Below are 21534 nucleotides of genomic sequence, written 5' to 3' on the forward strand. Positions count from 1 at the left end.
TGAGCCTTTGCTACTCGCCGCGGGCGGTGGACAAGTGATTCGCGGCCGCGATTTCAAGGTGGGTCAGGTCCGAGGCCACGGTCACGAAAGTGAAGCCCTCCGCGATCCGCTGCCGGGCGATCTCGCCGCTGGCCGTATGGATGGCTGCGATCACCCCCGCGGCTTGGGCCGCCTCGCGGATGGCAACCAGCGCGGCATCGAACTCTTCGGACACGTCCGGATCATTCGGAAATTTGCCGCCCACTGCCAAACACAAGTCCGACGGCCCGATGTAGACCCCGTCGATACCAGGCACAGCGCAGATCTCCTTGACGTTCTCCAGTCCTTCCGGCGTCTCGATCATCGCCAGGCACAGCACGGTTGCATTCGCTTCGGATGGCACCGGCCCGATCCGGAGGGCAGACCGCATGGGCCCGTAGGACCTCAACCCGTGCGGCGGATAACGCACTGCACGCACCGCTGCCGCGGCTTCCTCCGCATTGTTGACAAGCGGAACGATGACGCCCGCCGCACCGGCGTCCAGTGCCTGCCCGATGGACGCTGCGCTGTTGGAGGGCACGCGGACAATTCCGGCAGACCCGGCCGCATCAATCGCCATCAGACCATGGAGCCAGCCCGAATAGCCCATCAGACCGTGCTGGGCGTCGAGGGCCACGTAGTCGTAGCCCAGCCGGGCCACCCGCTCGGTGGAAACGGGTGAATCCAATACAACCCAATATCCGACAACGGGCTGGTTGGCTCGGGCTTTTACGGCAAATGATGCAGCGGACATGGCAGTTTCCTCTTCGTTCGGTGGCGCGAGACTAATGATGCTCGCGGTTCAGGTTCTGGTCACGGCGGGGGCCGCGGGAGTCATCGGTTGTATTTGGGCATCGGACCACGGATTTCAGCTGCCACGGCATCACACGCCGCCTCCACGTCTTGTGGCAGCGGACCTTTTGCGGCGGCTGAAATGTTGGACTGCAGCTGTTCGACCCTCGACCCGCCGAGCAAGATCGAACCGACGCCCGGTTTGCTCAGCAGCCATCGGAAGGAAAGCTCCGGAAGCGGCACGCCGGCCCCGTCTGCGATCCCGGCAAGCTTTCGTACCGCTTCGAAGAGCCTGGGATCCCAGTACCGCTGCCTATACATTTCCGCCAGCCTCGAGGTGCCGAAGCGGCCCTCCGTGGGGGACTCTGTGAAGGAGTGCTTACCCGTGAGGAGACCGCCGCCCAAGGGGTTGTAGACCATGGTGAGGAGGTCTGCGTGGCGGGCGAACTCCAAGTATTCGTCTTCAATCCGGGTGGCCAGCAGGTTATACAGCTGCTGGGCGACCACCGGCCGCGGTGCGCCGGAGGCGTCAGCAGCCGCGTTCAGCTCGCTGACCTGCCAGGCGGCGAAGTTCGACACACCCCAAGCGCCGATCTTGCCTTCGGCGATCAGCTGCCCGACGACGGCGAGCGTCTCTTCTACCGGCGTCATCCGGTCCGGTTGGTGGAGGTAAAAAAGATCGAGCCGGTCCGTGGCGAGCCGCCGGAGGCTGCCCTCGACCGAGAGCCGGAGCCCGTCCGCGGACAGCGGAGCGTGATCGCCCGCATCCGGGTGCGGCATTCCGGCCTTGGAGGCCAAAATGACGGCATCCCGTTTTCCACGGAGCAGCTTGGCCAGCATTTCTTCACTCGAGCCGCCCGCGTAGCCGTTGGCAGTGTCAACCACCGTAACTCCGGCGTCGAACGCCGTCGAAAGCATGCTGGCTGCGGCTTCCTCCTTCACAGTGTCGCCGAAGGTCATGGTGCCCAGTGCCAATTGTGAAACTGGCAGGTCCAATCCGGCCACATTGATTCCCTGCATCAGCTTGCTTCCTCCATCTGTATCGGTCCATCTTGCGGCATTACGTTAAGCCTTGATACGAGCTCGCGGGGCTTTCGGCCGGTCATGGTCAACGGATCCAGGGCGGCCGCCCGCAATGCCCGCGTGTAGGGGTCTTTGGGTCTGCTGAGGACTTCACCGGTGGGTCCCTGCTCCACGATCCTTCCCTTGGACATGACCACTACGTGGCTACTGCTTTCGCGCACCACGCCCAGGTTGTGGCTGATCATGAGATAGGTGAGACCACTGTGGCGCTGGATATCCGCAAGGAGCTCAAGGACCTGCGCCTGGACCGAGACGTCCAAGGCGCTGGTAGCTTCATCGCAGACCAGTAGTTCCGGCTTTGCAGCCAGCGCCCTGGCGATCCCGATGCGTTGGCGCTGGCCGCCGGAGAACTCCGCCGGCCGACGCCCCAGCGCTGAGACGGGAAGGCCCACCTGGTCGATGAGCTTGGCAGCTTCCGCGCGGCGCTCCCTTCCCGACCGGATACCGCGAAGGACCAGGGGCTCGGCCACAATGTCCTCGGCCGTCAGGTGCGGGTCAAGCGAACCGTAGGGATCCTGGAAGACCATCTGCACCTTTGACCGGAAGGGTCGCAGTTGCCGGGCCGGCATCCTCGCAATGTCCTGGCTGTTGAGCAGGATTTCCCCGGAGGTCGGTGTCAGCAGCCGGACAATCGCCTTGGCGATGGTGGACTTGCCGCAACCGGACTCCCCCACGATGGCCACAGTGCTGCCACGCGGGACATCAAAACTGACATCATCCACTGCCCGGAAGCTGGTACGGTGTGCGGCGTAGTCCACCGTGAGGTTACGGACAGACAGCACCAGATCCTGCCCAGCCGGAGTGTTCGCTGATCCGTTCTGTGCCTTGCTCACGAATGGGCTCCGTTCAGGGTTGCGTGGCTGGCCGAGGATTCGTCCCCGTCTGCTGAATTCAATTGTGGTTCGCCGTCCCAGCGCCCCAACCTTGGCACCGCGGCGAGGAGTCTCTTGGTGTAGTCCGTCTGGGGCTGGTCAACGATCTGTTCAACCTCGCCGCTCTCCACAAACCGGCCGTCCTTCATGACGTGGATCCGGTCCGAAACCAGCCGGGCCACACCCAGATCGTGTGTGATCATCAGGATGGCCACCTGGGTGCGTTCCTGCAGTTCCATCAGCAGATCCAGGATGCCGGCCTGAACTGTGACGTCCAAGGCGCTGGTTGGTTCGTCCGCCACTAGGAGGACGGGGTCAACTGCCAGCGCCATGGCGATAAGTACGCGCTGGAGCATACCGCCGGAGAGCTGGTGGGGGTACTTCTTAAGCTGCACCTCGGGCGCCGGTATACGGACTTGTTGCAAGAGCTCCATCGAGCGCTTCAATAGCCCTGTCTTCGAGAAGGCCCCCTTACGGTTGATCGCCTCGCCCAGCTGGCGGCCTATGGTGTGTACCGGGGACAGCGCCGTCATGGCGTCCTGCGGAATCAGAGCTACCGACCGGCCGCGGAGCTTGGCGAATTTCCGCGGTTCGCTCACCACGTCAACTCCGTCCAGAACCGCGTGGCCGGAGATGATGGCAAGGTCGTCCGGCAAGAGCCTGAGGAGGCCCATCGCCGTCGTACTCTTGCCGGAACCTGACTCGCCGATCACGGTGACGGTCTGTCCGGCGTCGATGGAGAACGAGATGCCGTCTACGGCGCGAACAACCCCACGTGTGGTCATCAGTTCGATGGAAAGATCCTTGACCTCCAGGACGCTCATGACGTTGCTCCCTTCCGGCGGCGTACGCGGTCCCGGAGACCGTCGGCCAGCAGGTTCACGCCGACTACCAAGGCGGCAATCACCACTCCGGGTAGCGTGACGATCCACCAGGAGGTGGTGAGGAAAGCCTGGCCGTCGGAGATGATCCTGCCCCACGTGGCGAAGGGCCGCTGCGGACCTGCCCCGAGGAAGCTCAATGCGCTCTCCATCAGCACGGCGGTGGCCAGAAGCAGGAGGACCACCACGATCACCTGGTTGATGATGTTGGGGATGACGTGCTTGGCCAGGATGGTGATCTGCCGCAGGCCCAGGACCTTGGCGGCTTGAACATAGGGCTTCTCGCGTTCCACGAGCACCAGGGAACGGGTGAGGCGGGCGGGTTCGGGCCATTGGGCGATGGCGATCACGAAAGTGATGACCGGGATGGAAGGGCCGAAAAGGGCTACCACGAGCAGGAGCATCATAAGCAGAGGCAGTGAGAGCTGGGCCTCGATGAGGCGGGACACCACAGCGTCCACCCAGCCGCCGAAGAAACCGGCGAGCGCTCCCAGGACCACGCCGACGACGCCGGAGATTACGACGGCGAGCACGCCGATGGTCAGTGAAACCTGGCCTCCGTGCAGCACGCGGGACAGGATATCCCGGCCCAGCTGGTCGGTGCCGAAGAGGTGGCCTGGACTGAGCGGAGGCAGGAACCGGGACATGATGGCCTGGGTATCGACGTCCGGCAGCGGAAGGAGCTGAGCCAGGACGATGGGCAGGACTACCAATGCGGTCAGGAAAGCCCCGAGGACCATCTTCACCTTGGCTGAGCGTTCCCGCCGGGCGGCGGAGGAGCGACGCAGCAAGCGCTTGGTGACCGCCGTCGGCCTTCTCATTGCCTCCACGGCGAGCGGGATTTCATTGACAGTACTCATGCGACGGACACCTTTCCGAGCCTGACCCGTGGGTCAAGCAACGGGTAACACAAATCGATCAGGAGCTGGACTCCGACGGCGAGCACTGACGTGACCAGCACCGTGGCCTGGATGAGCGGGTAGTCGCGCGTTTCGAGGGCCCGGACCACCAGCGATCCCAAGCCTGGCCAGTTGAACACCACTTCAACCACCACCACGCCGTTGAGCATGCCGGCGAACCGGGTGCCGAGGGTGGTCAAGATCGGGATGGAGGAGTTTCGCATCGCGTACGCCCAGGTGAGTTTCTGTTCGCCGGTACCGCGGGACCGGGCCACTGTGAGGTAAGGGGCCGCCATATTGGCGCCCACCTCACGACGGACCATGCGGGACACCAAGGCGATCTGAAGGATCGCCACCGTGGCGACGGGGAGCACCACACCCGACCAACTCGTGAAGCCCGAGGACGGAAAGATGGGGAAGACAACGGCGAAGACGGTCAGCAGCATGATGCCGATCCAGAAGTCAGGCATGGACTGCCCCGCGATTGTCAGCACATTGACCCCAAGCTCACGCTTGGTGTCCGCATGCTTGGCCATCCAGACGCCCAGCGGAATGGCCACAACAATGGCCACCACGATGGCCAGCACGGCAAGGAACACAGTGTTAGGCAGCCTGGACATGACCACATCCAGGGCGGGAGCCTGGAAGGAATAGGACTTTCCGATGTTTCCGGCGGCGAGATCCCGTAGGAAGATGCCGTACTGGGTGAGGAGTGGTTCGTTGAGACCCATCGAGACCCGGATCTTCTCAAGGTCCCCGGTGGAGGCCAGAGGCCCGGCCAGTGCATAGGCCGGGTCTCCGGGAGCCATCCTGATCAGGACGAAGACTGTGGACACGGTCAGGAAGATCGTGAGCAGGCTTTGCCCTAACCGCTTGGCGACATATCTGAGCATTGGACTAGCCGTTCACCTTGACTGCGGAGAGCTGGTACGAGTTGGTGGGTCGCAGCTTGATGCCTTCGACGCGGACGCGGCGGGCAAGCACCGCGTTGGGGATGAAGGACCACATGCATGGCCACTTGGCCCAGATGTCCTTCTGGACCTGGGCAAGCAGCTTCTCGCGGGCAGCCTCGTCGGTTTCGGACGTGGCCTTGATGATCTGGCTGCTGATCTCGGGGAAAATGAAGCCGTGGTACGTGTCGCGGGTAACTTCCTTCTCGGCAGTACCGGCGTACATACCCTGCAGGTTGGTCAGTGCCAGGCCGGTCTGGTTGCCGTATCCGTTGCCCAGAAGATCCCAGTCGCCGGCTTTGCCTTGGCGCCAAGTCGAGATGTCACCGCCGGGCTGGAACTGCTGCAACTCGGCCTTGACCCCGATCTCCTTCATCATTTCAACCAGCGATTCCATGATGGACACGTCACCGGCGAATTCGCCGGTTTCCCAAATGACCTTGATGGTCAGGTTGGAGACACCCAGCGCGGCGAGCATGGACTTCGCTTTGGCGGGATCGTATTTGTACTCGCCGGTTTCGACCGCGCCGGCCAGGGTCTGGGGTACAACGCCCTTTGCCGAGGTGACGGTGCCGCCGAGAATGCCGTCGATGACGCTGGGGCTATTGAAGCCGTAGGAGAGGGCCTCGCGGACCTTGGGGTCCGACATGGGGCTGCTTGAGGGTTTACGGAAGTTGTAGAACAACTGGTTGTAGCGGGTTCCAGTGATGGATTCGATTTTGATGCCCTCAACTGACTTCAGTTGGGCAACGGAGTCGGGAGTGATGGAGTCGACGATGTCCACTTCGCCGGAACGCAGGGCCACAACGCGGCTGGACTCCTCGGACATGAAGCGGACGTTGATTTCGTTGACGCTCGGCTTCGCGCCCCAGTAGTTCTCGTTGACCACTAGCTTGTAGGTGCCCGTGCCCCGGTCCGCGGACGCCACTTTGTAGGGCCCGGTCCCCACTCCGGTCTGGAGTTCTTCAGCCTTGTTGGCGGCGGCGGGGGTGATGAGGATGTTCGACATCAGGGTCTTGAGGACCGGAAGCGGGGACTTTGTGTCCAAGGTGAAGGTGAGATCGTCCTTCTTGTTGACGGTGGGCCATTCCGGGAACTGTGGCGCCAGGAACGAGCCATTGACCTTGCTGTACATCTGCAGCGCGGTAGCAACGTCCTCCACCGCAACCTTTGTGCCATCCGAATACTTGATGTCATTCCGCAGTTTGACGGTCCATTGGGTGGGACTTGTTAGTTCAAAGCTTTCAGCCAGGACCAGTTGGGGCTTAAGGTCGTCGCCGATCTCAGTGAGGGCTTGACGGACGGCGCGCTGGACGGTCACGGCGGCGTCGAACTGGTTGAGCTTGTTGTCCAGGCTCACCAGCGAGCGGTTCAGTCCGAGGGTAAGTGTGCTGGTGCCGCTTGCGCTGCCGGCCGGGGCGGACGGTCCCACGCAAGCCGTGACTGCGGGAGCCAGCACAGCGCCGAGTCCGGCCACAGCGCTCCACCGGAGGACGGAACGCCGGGACAGGGACCGCTGCGCTACTTCGCCGAGGAATCCGCTGCCGCCGGCATCGCTATCGGATCGAGTCATCTTTGACCTCCAAGTCAGAGCCGGCTCCTGCCGGCTGGGCGTCCGCATCCTGCTGACACGACCGCCATGGCTGTTACTCCGATCACAATGTCACGATTGCGCAAAGTGCGCAAGTGAGTTAGCGTGTTTTGTGCAAGCAGGTTGATACCGTGCCAGCTGCACCCAGTTCCCAGGCCAAAGGAGGCAGCAATGCGGCGCATCGTAGCCATTGCGGACGACCTCTCCGGGGCTGCCGAGACCGCAGCGGCCCTCCGGAAAGAAGCGTTGGGACTTTCCCACACTATTGCGCGAAGCGCGCAATTCGTGCCGTGGAAGCAGGATGGACCGCATGGTGGAACCTTGTCCGACGACGGAGCACCCCTGGTCTGCTTGGTACCGCACCGCTTGGACGACCTTGAACACGTCGGACGAGGGCTCGCGGCGGGCACCGGCACGCTAGTGCTGGACTCGGACAACCGCCGTTTCCCCGCAATCGAGGCAGCGTCGAGACTGCGGCGGATCCTTTGTACCTTGGCCGAAAGCGACCCCGCCGCCACAGTGTTCCTCAAGGTCGATTCGCTACTGCGTGGCCCGGTGGCATCCCAATTGGCGGTTTTCGCGGCCGACGGTCCCGTCCTTTTGGCTCCGGCGCTTCCCCCACTGAACCGCACCACTGTCAACGGAACGGTGCACCACGGCGGAGTGCCCCTGCATGAGACCACGTTGTGGCACGCCGAGCCGTCCGCTCCGCCCACCACCATAGCCGCAACGATCGCGCCGCTCACTTCTGCGATCGTGGACTTGGCCACCGTCCGCAGCGACAAAAAAGCCCTCAAGGTCGCGCTGGAGACCGCCAGCGCCGGACGCCCGTTTCCCATAGTGATCTGCGACGCCGAGACCTCGGCCGACCTGGACGCAATCGTCAGTGCAGCCCTTGAGATCCCCAAGATCCGGTTCGCCGGCGCCTCAGCCTTGGGAGGCGCTTTGGCCCGCAGCCCCGGATGGCCGCCGCGGCAGCCTTCCGCCATGCCTTCAGCCAACGGCAACGTCCCGGGATCCGGGCACAACGTCGGTTCTCCCCTCCTGGTGGTCGGTTCGGCTTCCGCTCCCACTCAAGAACAACTCCAGGTACTCGCCTCTGATGGCGTTCCCGTACTTACGCTCTCCCCCGCAGACATTTTGGCAGGGACGGCAGACCTCGCCCCGCTGGAGACTGCCTTGGCGGCAGGCCCCGCGGCGGTGACCATGGATGTCTCTACGGTGGATCACGAGCTCTCCTCACGGATCGCCGCGCGATTGGCCACGGCATTGGGTTCGCTGGCGGGCGCCCGGCCTCTCATGCTCACTGGCGGTGAGACGGCCCGTGAGGTACTGGATGCCCTCGGGGTTCGGCGGCTGAGTGTGCTCGGCGAGATTGAACACGGCGCGGTGCTGTCGGTGACCCCTGGCGGGGACCCGGTAGTCACACGGCCCGGCAGTTTCGGCGACCCCAGCAGCCTCAAAACCATCCTCGCCGCCTTGGGTCGCTACCCCGAATCGCCCCTCGCCCCGAGCGGACTCCCCTCTTCAACGCACTCCCCTCTCCCGGCGGCAATCCAGCCTCCCTTGCCCGAAAAAGGACCCTCCATGAACATTGCTGATCCCGCGAAGCTCCCTCTTGTTGCTGTCACGATGGGCGACGGCGCCGGCGTGGGACCCGAGGTGGTGGTGGCCGCTGTCCTGGACCCGCAGATAGGCAACGAGTGCCGCCCTGTGGTTATTGGAGACGTCCAGCGCCTCCGCCAGGCTGCGGAGATCTTGGGCATTCACGCAGATATCCATGCGGTGGACTCGGTCCGTGACATGGTGTTCAGCCCGGACAGGGTGAATGTGATCGACCTGGCACTCTTGCCTGCGGACCTGCCCTGGGGAAAGCTGTCCCCGGTAGCGGGGCACGCGGCCTACGAATACATCCGGGTCGCCAGCGAGCTCGCCATGGGAGGCGAGGTGCAGGCGATCTGCACCGCTCCGCTGAACAAAGAGGCGCTGCACGCGGCCGGCCACGTCTTTCCCGGGCACACCGAGCTGCTCGCCCAGCTGACCGGAACCGAGGAAGTTTCCATGATGCTCTCCACCCCCAAGATCAAAGTCATCCACGTGACCACCCACATCGGACTAATGGACGCCGTACGGAAAATCAACCCGGCCCTTGTGGAACGCACCATCCTCCGCGGTCACGAAGCCTTGATCCGGGCAGGCATCCCGCAGCCGAAGATCGGGGTGTGCGCCATCAACCCGCACGCCGGGGAGGGCGGACTGTTCGGCCAAGGCGAGGAAGCCGAGAAAATCGAACCCGGAGTCCAGGCAGCCCGGGATTCCGGGGTCGACGTCACGGGCCCGCTGCCGGCAGACACGCTTTTCTTCCTGGCCGGCCGCGGCGATTACGACCTGGTCGTAGCCATGTACCACGATCAAGGGCACGGCCCGGTGAAGGTCCTGGGCATCGAGGCCGGCGTCAACATTACTGTGGGCTTGCCCGTGATCCGGACCTCCGTGGACCACGGCACTGCTTTTGACATTGCAGGCAAGGGCACCGCCGATCCGCGCAGTATGGTGGAGGCTTTGCACCAGGCCGCCGAGATGGCCACCAGGCCCATTGTGGCCATCTAGGCGGGCCGGCAGTGGTGCACATGGTTTCCCTGGGCCGCAACTAGCATGGTTACCACACCCACGGGAAGGAGACCCGGAATGCTGTCCGCACACGCCAGGCGCGAGGAGATCTATCATCTTGCCGTCACCACTGGCCTGGCATCCGTCGATGAACTCTCCTCCCGCTTTGATGTCACTGCCTCCACGATCCGCCGCGATCTTGCCCTCCTTAACGGACAGGGCCGGCTGGCACGAACCTACGGCGGCGCCATGGCGCTGAGCGCGCACCCTGAAGCTTCCCTTCGCCAGCGAACCGGGGAAGCGTTCGAACAGAAGCAGGCCATTGCGCGCTGGGCGGCTTCGACCGTCCAGCCCGGAGAGAACATCCTGCTCGACGCCGGATCCACCGTGGGCGCACTGGCCCACGAACTGCGCGACTTCGATCGGCTCTCAGTGACCACCCCCGGCATCAACACCATGCAGGAACTGGCAGATTCGGAAGGCGTCGAGGTCGACTGCCTGGGTGGCCGGCTGAGAAGCCTGAGCCAGAGCTTCGTCGGACCGCTCGCCGAGACGGCCCTGGAAAGGATGAGCTTCGACCGCGTGTTCCTCAGTGCTGATGCAGTGACGGCCGAGGACGGAATCTGTGAAGCGGACCATTCCCAGACCAGGCTCAAGGAGCTCATGGCACGGCGCGGTGACGACGTCTACGTGCTTGCGGATTCTTCCAAGCTGGGCCTGCGGCCGTTCCACGCGTGGGCGCGGCTGCCGCTGCCCTGGACCCTGGTGACGGACGACGGCGCCGATGCAAAGCAGCTGGAGAAGTTCCGGGATTCCGGGGTTCGCGTTGAGGTAGTGGCTGTTGTGGACGAGGATGTGGACCATCGGTCACCCGTGACCTCGGAGCCCTGACCCCGAGGTCAAAGGACCCTCCCTGTGGAGCCAGGAGATTCGAAGTCGCGGCTTCTTCTCGCGGGACGGAGTACGGTTGCCACAAGCGAGCGGTTCAACCACCGCTCAACACTGAAATCGCGGAACCGATCCCGCCGCACGAGGAGGAACTATGAGTAACTTCGAAGGCAAGACCGCGATCGTCACCGGCGGAGGCTCCGGACTTGGGGAAGCGATCAGCAAAGACCTCGCGAAGAACGGTGTCAACGTCGTCGTCGTCGACATCAACCTGGACGGTGCCACCCGCGTGGCCAACGAGATCACGGCCGCTGGCGGCACCGCCGTTCCCTTTCAGGGCAACACAGCGGTCGCCGAGGATAGTAAGAATGCTGTCGACTTCGCGGTGGCGAGCTATGGCGCCCTCAACTATGCCGTCAACAACGCAGGCATCGGGGGCGCCAACGCTCCTGTCGGAGACCTCGACGTCGAGGACTGGGACCGGGTCATCGCCATCAACTTGAGCGGAGTCCTCTACGGAATGCGCTACCAGGTTCCGGCCATCCTTGCCGCAGGCGCCTCCGAAGGTGCCATCGTGAACATGGCGTCGATCCACGGCACCGTCGCCGCTCCCGGCAACGCCGCTTACACCGCGGCCAAGCACGGCGTCGTGGGCCTGACCAAGAATGCTGCGGCTGAATATGGGGCCCAGGGGTTGCGCGTCAACGCTATCGGCCCCGGCTATATAGATACGCCGCTGCTGGCCGCTGCGCCGAAAGAAGTCCTCAATGGGCTCGAGGCGAAGCATCCGCTCGGCCGCCTGGGACAGCCTGAGGAGATCGCGAACGTCACCACGTTCCTACTTTCCGACAAGGCCAGTTTCATGACCGGCTCTTACGTACTCGTCGATGGCGGCTACACCGCCGTCTGAGCTGCTGCCAGCCGGCGGCTCGTGGATCAGGGCGTAGTCCGAGTGTGCGACCCGTTCAGTGAGGGTAACCCGATACCTCCGCACACGCATCGGCGCGCTCCGAGCCGGTTCACACCCAAAGTCCGTTCTGGCGCGGCGCTTCCCACCCGGCAAAATGTGACACCATTTGCTCCATGGTTCGTAAAGTTGCATATCAAGGAGAGCCCGGCGCCAACTCCAACATCGCCTGCCTACAGATGTTCCCCGACATGGAGCCAGTACCGTGCCCCAGCTTCGAAGATGCTTTCGAACTAGTGAAATCCGGCGACGCGGACCTCGCCATGATTCCGATTGAGAACTCCATCGCCGGGCGCGTTGCGGATATCCATGTGCTCCTGCCTGAATCCGGATTGCAGATTGTGGGCGAACATTTTCTCAGGATCCGATTCCACTTGCTGGGCATACCCGGCAGCACCCTCGAACAGGCGCGCGAAGTGCACAGCCACGTTCATGCCCTCGGCCAGTGCAGGAAACTGATCCGGTCACTCAGGCTGAAACCAGTTGTCGCCGGCGACACGGCAGGATCCGCACGGGAGGTCCGCGACTGGAATGACGCTTCCAAGGTCTCGCTCGCGCCTCCGCTCGCCGCCCAGATGTACGGGCTGGACGTCTTGGCAGAAGACGTCGAGGACGACGCCACCAACACGACCCGGTTTGTCGCCCTGTCAAGGGAGCGTCGGCAGCAAACCCGCGACGAGTTGCCCGGTCCCGTGATCACGAGCTTCGTCTTCCGGGTCAGGAACGTCCCCTCGGCCCTGTACAAAGCCCTGGGTGGTTTCGCAACGAACGGTGTGAACATGACGCGCCTGGAAAGCTACATGGTGGGTAACGAGTTTGCTGCCACCACGTTCATGGCCGACGTTGAAGGGCACCCATCCGACACACCCGTGCGACTTGCGCTCGAGGAGCTGGAGTTCTTCACCGATGAAGTCAGGGTTCTTGGCGTTTATGCTGCTGCTCCATACCGAAGCCTGGGCTTCACCGATTCCGGCAATCCAGGCACAACGCCTGCTGGCAATCCAAAGCCCACTTTGTCGCTTTAGTGGCTATCCCGCGTGCGTGAGCATCGGCAAGACCCACGCGATAATCACCGGAAGTTTGAAAACAGCAGTGACGAAACAGGCCGCGACGGCAAGCGCCCATACCGCCCGCCGTCGTCGGGCCCCGACGACTTCCGTCCGGAGGGCGGCGAAACCCCGTTGAAGGGCGACGGCGTCCCCGGGCGCGGCGGGATCGCGGTGCCAGGTTCCCGGCAACCCAGCAACGGCGACAATGCGGGCGAGCTGCTCCGGAGTGAGGACCGGTCTGCGCCGGTTAAGCCAGCGCAACAGCTGACCATCGCTCAGCACAGGTATGCTCTCGGGCCGTTCCCGGACCGTGATGCCCTTGGGCTCCACGAACACCAGGACACCGGTGACCTCCACCGCCAGACCTGCTGCTGCGGAGAGGAGCTTGGCGGCTCGGGCCGCCTCGTGCATGGCGTTGGGAAGATAGCGCTGTTTCGTGCCGGCCACCATCAGAGTGCGGCCAGCCACCCAGATTCTCTGGTTTGAATGATTCTTGGTGTTCACTGTGTACACCCCTGCCGGCCCGATCAACACGTGATCAATGTCTGACGTGCCGGCCCCGACCGGAACCGCATGAAGGACTGTCCATTCCGGTCCCAGCCGCGCCAGAACCCGAGCCACCGCCAATTCCCCGACGGCGCCCGTGTACCAGGGGCGGCTGTCTGCGGTCAGCGGGTCAAGCCCGAACACGCGCCCCAGCCGGGACCGCGGAGCGTCCCTTTCCCGCACGGCCAAGAGCTCGGCTATCACGGCCTGTCCCGGTACCCGGTCAGTCAGCAGCCCGGGACTGAGCTCTGTGCCTGGACCTTTGCCGGGAACCTCCGGCGGGTCCGGAGGCAGACCTGTACCAGTCGGGAAAGGGTCGGGGATCATGGGCTTTCGCATTGTCGTTGGTACACAGGACCGATCCTAACGGTGCCGGGCGAGAATACAGGCAGCACATTATCGGCGGCCCGACTGATCTGCGGACCGTGCATGGCCGTCGGGGCCTGCAACCTCCTGGACCAAAAGCCCAGGCGGGCCACCACCCGCTACACGCACTCCGGGCGATACCTCGGATCTGCGGGGCCGCTCTGGAGAAGCGCGTTGGAGACAAGAGACCACACGTTCGGGTCGTTGGGAGATTGATCGTGTTCGAACGTGTCGAGCGGGCAGTAGTCCTGCAGCACAAGGTTGGACACTTGCTTGAGCGGCCCAACAAGAGCCTGGCTCGTATAGGGCGTCACGACCTCGTCGTAGCGGGTCGAGATCACTGTGTAGGACGGCCCCGGTACGGCGTCGCCGATCGAATTGAGCTCGGCCATGAATGCCGACCCGGCATGCTGGTCCGCGCAGGCCTGGCACAGGGTGCTCGTTGCGGTCGTGTCGAGAATCATCCCTGCGGGCGACGGCGCGATAAGGCCTTGGGTGCCATGGTTCGACGGCGCAATGCCAAGCAAATGGTGTACATACTTGGCGCCTCCGAGGAAGCCGATGTAGTAGCGCGGCATCATCCCGCCTTGGCTGTGGCCGACGAGATCTACTTGCTTCGCACCCGTTGCACGGAGAACTGAGCTCACGAACGTCGCAAGCTCAGCCGCGGAGTCACGAATTGGTCCACTGGCGGGGACACCATTGACTACCCCGTAGTTGAGCGAGAAGACGCAGTACCCCTGATTCTTAAGTACGGGTGAGAACAGCGCCCAGTTCTTGTACATCGTCTCGAACGTCCCTGGGACGAGGACTACCGGGTACGGATGCACGCTCGACGGCTTGCACGTCCAGTCATTGGCTCCGGGCGGGTCCGGCGAGATCGAGTCGGCCTGAGCCGCAGGTGCGGCGAAGAGTCCAATCGTGAGCGCCGCAACGGCGAGGACGGCGGTGAGTCTGAATCGGCGCATGGCCTTGCCTTTCTCCTGGCCGCGAACCCCTATGTCCGCGGCATCCCTAGCTACTTTGCGGTAACTTACCGGCGGGTTGCAATAGCGTGCTGCAATTGTGAGAAAACGTGCACCCGCTGGTCGACCCCGGACCGTATCGAATGCCAAACCAATCGCCGACTGATCGTCCCGCCCCTGATCCCGTTCCTCTGGACTGGTAGGGCCAGCGGCGCCTAGGCTGGTGGTGTTGCCCCGGACCCCGGCAGCGCGTCATTAGCGCATCCGAGGAGGCAACTACTTGCCCTTGACCAACCAGCCTTCACCGTCCGTGCCCGCGTTTATGATGCCGCCGCGACCCGCTCCGCCAAGGAACCGGATCAACAAGGTCACGAGCAGCTATGCGGGCCTCTTGAAAACCGTCCGGGAAGCGGGGCTGCTCCGGCGGTGCCGACGCTACTACCTCCTCCTGCTGACGATCCTGGCCGTGGTGGGGACGGGGATCTGGGTGGTGTTCTTCATTTTGGGAGACTCCTGGCTTCAGCTGGCCGTGGCAGGCGCCTCCGGCGTCGTCTTCACGCAGTTCGCCTTCCTCGGCCATGAAGCAGCCCATCAGCAAGTGTTTGCGTCCCGGTCCGCGAACGAGTGGACTGCACGGCTCATTGCCACCCTGGTAGTAGGCATGAGTTTCGCGTACTGGACCGACAAGCACTCACGGCACCATGCCCGCCCGAACATGGTCAATCAAGACCCGGACATCGCACAGGGTGCGGTCATCTTCCACAACGAAGTGCCAAGCAGCCGCGGACGAATCGGCAGGGCCCTCGGCAAGCACCAAGGCTACTTGCTCTTCCCTTTGCTCTTGTTCCTCGGATGGACGTTGCATATTGACTCGTTGAAGTATTTGCTCCGGCGAGGGCCGGTAAAGTACCGGTGGCTTGAGATCGCCCTGCTGGGTCTGCGCTTCGGTGCCTACGTCGGCCTGCTTTTCCTCGTCCTCTCCCCCGCGCTCGCCGTCGCATTCATCGTGGTGCAGGTCGCCGTGTTCGGTCTGTACATGGGCGGAAGTTTCGCGCCGAATCATAAGGGGATGCCGATCCTGTCCGAAAACAGCCGGGTGGACTTCCTGACACGGCAGGTGGTCACGTCCCGCAACATCGCCGGAGGACGATTCGTGACCTTGCTCATGGGCGGCCTTAATCACCAGATAGAACACCACTTATTCCCCGATATGCCCCGCCCCCACCTGCGGGAGGTCCGCCAACTGGTCAAGGCCCACTGTGACGCCGAGGGGATCGCCTACACCGAAACCGGGCTGCTTCACTCGTACGCAATAGTGATCCGCCACCTCAACAAGGTCGGACTCACGGCAGCGGACCCGTTCACCTGTCCGCTCGCGGGCCAGTACCGGCGGTAACCGACGCACAGGCGGACCGGACCACCCTGACATCGTGCCGTCAGGACGACGACGATGCCTGCCGTCGTTTCCGGTCCCAGACAGTCCAGGCGATGAGGGCGGCGAAAACGATCACTGCCAGGGCGGCGGAAACCCCCACCATGACATCAATAGGCAACAGATAGACCAGTACGGCCCGGGTGCTGGCTTCGGCAATCAGTCCCGCACCCCAAACGGCGGAAACCTTGAGGTGCCAGCGGTGCGCCGCGGGGTTGCTGTGGAAATCGCGATCCAGTTCCCTGGCACGCTCCGGTCTCCACGTCTTGGCTGCGTCCAAAGTCAAGGGATGCCCCAAGGCGGCAAAAACCAGGAACGAAATACCCATTCCGCCAGTGATAGCCGAGTCCTTGAGCAGCAAGAACCGCGGGTCACCTGTGAGGAAAGACAATCCCAGACCGAGTCCGAAGACGATGACCATCAGCATCGCAAACGGATTCAGGGAGTGTCGCTTGAACGCGGTCCACAACAGCCGGCAACCGGCCGCTCCCGTCGCCGCCAGCAGCGCGACCCAGTCCGTGGCGCCGGCCAAGTGCAGCACGTAATAGGTAGCCAGAGGTGCCCCCACGTCCCAAGCCAAACCGCGCACCAGCGCACGCGTCATCAACCCCAGACGTTCCTGTCCCGAAGCCTGCTCAGCGTTCATCGGGGTGCGGCTCCCCTCCGCTCATGACCAAGAGCTTCACGCGCCAGCAACGCCATGCTAGGTCCGGGCAAGAACCCTGGTCAACAGGCACCGCAAAAGGCGAAGCGGCCAGGGGTCGCCGTCCAAAGGGGATTGCCTCTCGCCGCGGAAGGCGGCGAGACTTACTGTGGAGTTATGGACGCGACAGCAGCCCACGCCTTTGCGACTCCACCGGTATCACTCCACCGCCCCACCACTGCCGTTGAAGACATCATCACCCTCGCGGCCGGCGTCTGGCTCCTCACCGGAACCTATGTTGACGGCTGGGCGCACAACAACCTCCGCGACCTCGAGACGTTCTTCACTCCGTGGCATGCGATCCTCTACTCGGGCTTCGCGGCCTGCGCCGTCTGGATCGCCGCCCTGACCTGGCGCCGGCACGCCCCCGGCGCGCGGTGGACCGACGCGATCCCGGCCGGCTATGGGGCCGCGGCAGCCGGAGTCCTCCTCTTCCTCATCTCCGGAGCGGCCGACTTCGCCTGGCATTCGGTGTTCGGCATTGAGCAGGGTCTCAAGGCCCTATTCAGCCCGTCCCATCTTGGGCTCGCCGCCGGCGGATTCCTCATCCTCAGCGCGCCCTTCTCCTCTGCATGGCACTCACCTCAGCGGCCATGGCCGCGGCTGATGCCCGCCATCGTGAGCGCCATGCTCTCCGGCATGGTTGCGGCGTTCATCCTGCAGGAGTTCGCGGTCTTCGCCCGCCATGGACTCATCCAGACATACAGCGGCGCTACTGGGGCGCAGCCCGCGGTGACGGTTCCGACGTCGTCGAGCATCATGGTCTCGTTGGCGTCGTTCTTCGTCTCGACGGCCGTGATCTTCGTGCCCGTCCTCTTGCTGTCGCTGCGTTGGCGCCTGCACGCCGCGGTGCCCGCGGCCATGGCGCTGCTCCCCTCCGTTGCCCTGCAGATCATGGTCGCGCTGCGCGACGCCTGGCTCGTGCCGGTGGCCGTTGTCGGTGCCGTCCTCGTCGGAGTGGTGTGGGCGGTGGTGCGACCCAAGCCGGACCGTCACGCAAGGCTCATGACCGCGATAGGCCTCTCCCCGGTCGTGTTCTGGGCCCCGTACTTCACCGGTGTAGCGCTCCGCGACGGGGCACTCAGCTTCTCCCCCGAAATCTGGGGCGGGACGCTCGTATGGACCGGACTCGAAATGCTCGCCCTCGCCGCGCTCCTGCTCAAGGTGCGAGCCAAAGCAGGCACCCGCCCGGTTTCACCAGCCCGCTGACTTGTCAGCAGCCGATCATGTCGCGGGGCTTGTATCCCCTCACTGGCGGAGTTCGAGAGCGTCGAGCAATCGCTTCACCGAGCCGCCGAGGTTCCAGTCTGTAGCGAGACGCTCAAGTTCAATTCGTGAATCTCCGACGACGGGATGCAACAGCGCTCCCGCCTCTTCAAGGGTGGGCAGCGCGAGGTCGCGCACGACGTTCACAACAATGGGCGCAACCGCCAGGTACTTGGCGGCGGCGTCGAGTTTCGACCTCGCAGGCGCGGACAGTCCGCTGCCTGGATCGATCGCGGCCGCGAGCAACGCGTCGAGTGTGCCGTACTCCGCGAGCAACGACGCCGCGGTCTTTTCGCCGATCCCCGCGACCCCCGGCAGCCCGTCGGAGGCATCGCCGCGCAGCGTCGCAAAGTCGGCGTACTGCTCGGGCAACACACGATACTTGCCCACGACGACGGCGTCGGTTACGATCTCGAGGTTCTTCATGCCTCGCGCCGTGTAGATGACCCGCACCTGGCGGGCGTCGTCGACCACCTGGAACAGATCGCGGTCGCCCGTCACGACGTCGACAGGAAGCTTTGCGTGGCTGGCGTAGGTGCCGATGACATCGTCGGCTTCATGGGCGGCAGCCCCGACGACGGCGATCCCCGCAAGGCGGAGGACCTGCCGGATCAGGGGAACCTGCAGCTGCAGCGCATCCGGAACCACTTCGACGTCGGGAGCACCCTCCACCGTCTCCGCGACCCGCTGCGACTTGTACGACGGGATGAGGTCCACCCGCCATTGCGGACGCCAGTCCTCGTCCCAGCACGCCACGAGATGCGTCGCCCCATAGTCGGTAGTGAGCCGTGCGATCATGTCCAGTAGTCCGCGAACGGCGTTCACCGGAGTGCCGTCGGCGCTGCGGATCGAATCGGGCACACCGAAGAAGGCGCGAAAGTACAGCGAGGCCGTATCGAGGAGCATGAGGCGGTGAGTCATAACCGATCCTTACATCCACAGCCCCAAAAAGGGCAGGTGCTTCCCGGTTTCGCGGAGAAGCACCTGCCCCCTATGAAGACGTGTTACTTCTTGGCGCGGCGGCGAATCACCGCTGTGGATGCTGCGCTGGCGGCCAAAGCGCCTGCGCCGACAAGCGACCACAGGACCAGGTTGGACTCGGCATTCGTGTTGGCGTCGCCGCTTGCTGTGCCAGCGGCGGTAACGCTGGAAACCGCAGCAAGTCCGGAATTGCCCTTGCCGTTGCCGCCGCCATGGTTGCCGCCCCCGTTATTGTTGCCTCCGCCGTTGCCGGAATTCACAACCACGGCTGCCCAGCGCTTGTTGCCGGACGTGGCGCCGACAGCGCCGATCATGTAATTGCCACCGTCCGTGAAGGTAATGGGCGTGGAGAAAGCGCCGGTGCTGTCAGCAATAACGCTGAAGTTGGACGGAGCGGGCCTCCCACCATCCGAAGCCTTCTTGCCGCCGGTCCGCTCGAACGTGATGTTGATGGTTTCGCCGGCGATGTAGCCGCTGCCGGAGAAAGTGATGGTTTCGCCGCGAGCTATGGTTCCGTCAGAAACGGTTCCGTACTCATTGCCCGGCGCCGGGTAGGTAGTGGCTGCTACGGCCGGCGCGGTGCCAGCCAGTGCCATTGTTCCTGCAAGTGCAAGCGCTGCAATAGACTTCTTCATTTGTCCCCCCTGAGACGAATAACGGAATTCACGTGAATAGTGGGGGATATAAATCCCCCTGCGATTGCGTGCTGAAATCCCAAATGTCTAGCCAGCGACGACGGTATCACTCACTGCTGCTTAGGTCGACAACGTGGTGCGGCAGTCGTTCATTTCTTCTCCTTGACCGTTATTTGTGACGTGTCGCGCTGGGTGGCTGCCCAGCTGGCGAGAACTTTCAGGGCGTCCTCCGAGGGGGTCCCGGGATCTGCCGTGTAGACGTTGATGCGCAGTCCCGGATCCGCGGGGAGTTCCAACGCTTCAAAGCTCAGGTCGAGGTCGCCGACGATCGGGTGGTGGAGGTGTTTGCGGCCGGCGCGGTGGTACTTCACGTCATGACGGGCCCACCGCGTGCGGAACTCTTCGCTCCGCGTGGAGATTTCACCGATCAGGTCCGTGAGGTCCTTGTCGTACGGGTTCCTTCCTGCAGTGGAGCGCAGGACTGCGACGATGTCATCCGCTGCGCGTTCCCAGTCGGCGAAGAACTCCCGCGCTTTCGGGTTCAGGAAGGTGAAGCGCGCGCTGTTCGGCGGGGCGGTCATCTCTGCCATCATGTCCAGATAGAGGGCACGGCCCAGTTCGTTGGCGGCAAGGACATCCCCACGGTCGTTGCGGACCCAGGCCGGTGCGGCCGTGATCGCGTCGATGACGCGTTGCACGCTCGGCCGGACCGTCTGCGGGCTGTGCCTGCGCCGTACCCGGGGAGAGGCCGCGGCGGCGCGGGCCAGGTCAAAAAGGTGCGCCGTTTCGGCGTCGTCGAGCTTCAACGCACGCGCGAGGGCTTCGAGGACACTGTCCGAGGCGCCGGAGAGGTTTCCCCGCTCAAGGCGTATGTAGTAGTCGATGCTCATCCCGGCGAGCATCGCGACTTCCTCGCGGCGCAGCCCGGTAACGCGCCGGTTGCCGCCGTAGACGGGAAGCCCGGCCTCGTCCGGCGTGATCCTTGCCCGGCGGGAGGTCAGGAACTTCCGCACGTCCTCGCTGTGTGTCATGGCATCCACGCTACGCCCGGTCGATCGGACGAGGGAGGCACTGGCGTTACCCGGAACGGCCATGACTCCCGGCCGGTAAGGAATCACGGTTGCATGGAGAGCATGAACCCTGAACCCAAAACAGCCTCCCGCCCGGGGGCGATCCTGGCGATCATCCTCCTCAGCTACTTCATGATCCTCCTGGACAACTCGGTCATCTTCACTGCCCTGCCGCGCCTGCAGGCAGAGCTGCGGCTGAGCACCGGCGAGCTCTCCTGGGTCCAGGATGCGTACACGCTGGTCTTCGGGGGCCTGCTGCTCCTCGGAGCCCGGGCGGGAGACTTGCTCGGGCGCCGGCGGGTTTTCGTGGTCGGGCTGGTGGTGTTCTCGATCGCGTCGCTGCTGATCGGCGTCGCGCCGGCGGGCTGGTGGGCGATCGCCGGCCGCGCTGTGCAGGGTATCGGGGCTGCGATCGTCGCGCCCGCCTCCCTGTCCCTGCTCACGGCGAGCTTCCCGGAAGGCAGTGAGCGCACCCGGGCCGTGGCCTTGTACGGTGCGACTGCGGGGATCGGCGCGAGCTTGGGGCTGGTGATCGGCGGGGCGCTCGCCCACTGGATCTCCTGGCGGGCAGGGTTCTTCGTCAACGTACCCATCGGCGCCGCGATGATCGCACTCGCGCCGCGGTTCATCCCGGAATCAGGCCGGGCTCGTGGCCGCTTCGACGGCTTCGGCGCGCTCAGTGCCACCCTGGGTGTCGGCGCTCTCGTGTTCGGCATCATCAACACCGTCGACGCCGGCTGGAACTCGCCGGTCACGGTCACGGCCGTCAGTGCCGGCGTCGTCCTCCTGGTCGTATTCGTGCTGATCGAGCGCACGGCGGCCCAGCCGATCATGCCGCTGCGGCTGTTCGCGAGCCGCCGCCGAACCGGCGCCTATGTCGCCCGCTTTCTGTACTTGGGCGCAATGATCGGGTTCTTTTTCTTCACCACGCAGTTCCTGCAGGAAGTGCTCGGATTCGACCCCCTGCAGG

General features: G+C 64.1%; 19 protein-coding genes and 1 pseudogene. 7 read left to right on the forward strand and 13 right to left on the reverse strand.

The window, feature by feature from the left end:
• Nucleotides 1-10: 10 nt before the first annotated feature.
• The 7 genes from ABEA18_RS17030 to ABEA18_RS17060 form a co-directional block, all read right to left on the reverse strand.
• Complete coding sequence (locus ABEA18_RS17030; RefSeq protein WP_345451020.1) at nucleotides 11-772, reverse strand: HpcH/HpaI aldolase family protein; 762 nt, start codon at nucleotides 770-772, stop codon at nucleotides 11-13.
• An 80-nt stretch (nucleotides 773-852) separates the two neighbouring features.
• Nucleotides 853-1830, reverse strand: coding sequence for an aldo/keto reductase (locus ABEA18_RS17035; protein ID WP_345451022.1), 978 nt, complete (start codon nucleotides 1828-1830; stop codon nucleotides 853-855).
• Nucleotides 1830-2726: an ATP-binding cassette domain-containing protein gene (locus tag ABEA18_RS17040; RefSeq protein WP_345451024.1), complete on the reverse strand. Its 897-nt coding sequence runs from the start codon at nucleotides 2724-2726 to the stop codon at nucleotides 1830-1832. The genes ABEA18_RS17035 and ABEA18_RS17040 overlap by 1 nt, the downstream gene beginning before the upstream one ends.
• Nucleotides 2723-3589, reverse strand: coding sequence for an ABC transporter ATP-binding protein (locus ABEA18_RS17045; RefSeq protein WP_345451026.1), 867 nt, complete (start codon nucleotides 3587-3589; stop codon nucleotides 2723-2725). Before ABEA18_RS17045 ends, ABEA18_RS17040 begins: the two co-directional genes overlap by 4 nt.
• Nucleotides 3586-4506: an ABC transporter permease gene (locus ABEA18_RS17050; protein WP_345451027.1), complete on the reverse strand. Its 921-nt coding sequence runs from the start codon at nucleotides 4504-4506 to the stop codon at nucleotides 3586-3588. The genes ABEA18_RS17045 and ABEA18_RS17050 overlap by 4 nt, the downstream gene beginning before the upstream one ends.
• Nucleotides 4503-5438: an ABC transporter permease gene (locus tag ABEA18_RS17055; RefSeq protein ID WP_345451029.1), complete on the reverse strand. Its 936-nt coding sequence runs from the start codon at nucleotides 5436-5438 to the stop codon at nucleotides 4503-4505. Before ABEA18_RS17055 ends, ABEA18_RS17050 begins: the two co-directional genes overlap by 4 nt.
• A gap of 4 nt (nucleotides 5439-5442) precedes the next feature.
• Nucleotides 5443-7068 carry an ABC transporter substrate-binding protein gene (locus tag ABEA18_RS17060; protein WP_345451031.1) on the reverse strand — a complete coding sequence of 542 codons (1626 nt, stop codon included), beginning with the start codon at nucleotides 7066-7068 and terminating at the stop codon, nucleotides 5443-5445.
• Nucleotides 7069-7257: 189 nt separating this feature from the next.
• Here ABEA18_RS17060 and pdxA point away from each other — a divergent pair, with 189 nt between their 5' ends.
• The 4 genes from pdxA to ABEA18_RS17080 all read left to right on the forward strand — a co-directional run bounded on the left by pdxA (nucleotide 7258) and on the right by ABEA18_RS17080 (nucleotide 12576).
• On the forward strand, nucleotides 7258-9696 hold the full coding sequence (pdxA, locus tag ABEA18_RS17065) for a 4-hydroxythreonine-4-phosphate dehydrogenase PdxA (RefSeq protein WP_345451033.1): 2439 nt from the start codon (nucleotides 7258-7260) through the stop codon (nucleotides 9694-9696).
• Between the two features lie 78 nt (nucleotides 9697-9774).
• Complete coding sequence (locus tag ABEA18_RS17070) at nucleotides 9775-10587, forward strand: DeoR/GlpR family DNA-binding transcription regulator (RefSeq protein ID WP_345451035.1); 813 nt, start codon at nucleotides 9775-9777, stop codon at nucleotides 10585-10587.
• Nucleotides 10588-10738: 151 nt separating this feature from the next.
• The gene (locus tag ABEA18_RS17075; protein WP_345451037.1) at nucleotides 10739-11494 is read left to right on the forward strand and encodes an SDR family NAD(P)-dependent oxidoreductase; all 756 of its coding nucleotides are present in this window, start codon (nucleotides 10739-10741) and stop codon (nucleotides 11492-11494) included.
• A gap of 173 nt (nucleotides 11495-11667) precedes the next feature.
• Nucleotides 11668-12576 (forward strand): prephenate dehydratase, encoded by a 909-nt coding sequence (locus ABEA18_RS17080; RefSeq protein ID WP_345451039.1) that lies wholly within the window; start codon nucleotides 11668-11670, stop codon nucleotides 12574-12576.
• A 3-nt stretch (nucleotides 12577-12579) separates the two neighbouring features.
• Here the strand turns inward: ABEA18_RS17080 and ABEA18_RS17085 are convergent, their stop codons facing one another.
• A complete protein-coding gene (locus tag ABEA18_RS17085; protein WP_345451041.1) occupies nucleotides 12580-13473 on the reverse strand; it encodes a nuclease-related domain-containing protein in 894 nt (297 codons plus the stop codon).
• A gap of 158 nt (nucleotides 13474-13631) precedes the next feature.
• A complete protein-coding gene (locus tag ABEA18_RS17090; RefSeq protein ID WP_345451043.1) occupies nucleotides 13632-14480 on the reverse strand; it encodes an esterase/lipase family protein in 849 nt (282 codons plus the stop codon).
• Nucleotides 14481-14763: 283 nt separating this feature from the next.
• On the opposite strand from ABEA18_RS17090, the gene ABEA18_RS17095 reads away from it, so the two are divergent.
• Entirely contained in the window at nucleotides 14764-15873 is a 1110-nt protein-coding gene (locus ABEA18_RS17095) for a fatty acid desaturase family protein (RefSeq protein WP_345451045.1), read from the forward strand.
• 40 nt (nucleotides 15874-15913) lie between these two features.
• Here ABEA18_RS17095 and ABEA18_RS17100 read toward each other — a convergent pair whose 3' ends face one another.
• The gene (locus ABEA18_RS17100; protein ID WP_345451047.1) at nucleotides 15914-16555 is read right to left on the reverse strand and encodes a VC0807 family protein; all 642 of its coding nucleotides are present in this window, start codon (nucleotides 16553-16555) and stop codon (nucleotides 15914-15916) included.
• A 174-nt stretch (nucleotides 16556-16729) separates the two neighbouring features.
• On the opposite strand from ABEA18_RS17100, the gene ABEA18_RS17105 reads away from it, so the two are divergent.
• Nucleotides 16730-17821 (forward strand): hypothetical protein, encoded by a 1092-nt coding sequence (locus ABEA18_RS17105; protein ID WP_345451049.1) that lies wholly within the window; start codon nucleotides 16730-16732, stop codon nucleotides 17819-17821.
• A 39-nt stretch (nucleotides 17822-17860) separates the two neighbouring features.
• Here ABEA18_RS17105 and ABEA18_RS17110 read toward each other — a convergent pair whose 3' ends face one another.
• The 3 genes from ABEA18_RS17110 to ABEA18_RS17120 all read right to left on the reverse strand — a co-directional run bounded on the left by ABEA18_RS17110 (nucleotide 17861) and on the right by ABEA18_RS17120 (nucleotide 20525).
• A complete protein-coding gene (locus ABEA18_RS17110) occupies nucleotides 17861-18799 on the reverse strand; it encodes a 5'-3' exonuclease (RefSeq protein WP_345451051.1) in 939 nt (312 codons plus the stop codon).
• An 83-nt stretch (nucleotides 18800-18882) separates the two neighbouring features.
• Entirely contained in the window at nucleotides 18883-19494 is a 612-nt protein-coding gene (locus tag ABEA18_RS17115; protein ID WP_345451053.1) for a hypothetical protein, read from the reverse strand.
• Nucleotides 19495-19643: 149 nt separating this feature from the next.
• Nucleotides 19644-20525, reverse strand: a complete 882-nt coding sequence (locus ABEA18_RS17120; protein WP_345451055.1) for a helix-turn-helix transcriptional regulator — start codon at nucleotides 20523-20525, stop codon at nucleotides 19644-19646.
• Between the two features lie 171 nt (nucleotides 20526-20696).
• Here ABEA18_RS17120 and ABEA18_RS17125 point away from each other — a divergent pair.
• Nucleotides 20697-21479 (forward strand): annotated as a pseudogene (locus ABEA18_RS17125) (MFS transporter); the annotation flags it as partial.
• Nucleotides 21480-21534: the final 55 nt, after the last annotated feature.

The sequence above is a fragment of the Arthrobacter gyeryongensis genome, assembly GCF_039543785.1.
GTDB classification, from domain to species: domain Bacteria; phylum Actinomycetota; class Actinomycetes; order Actinomycetales; family Micrococcaceae; genus Arthrobacter; species Arthrobacter gyeryongensis.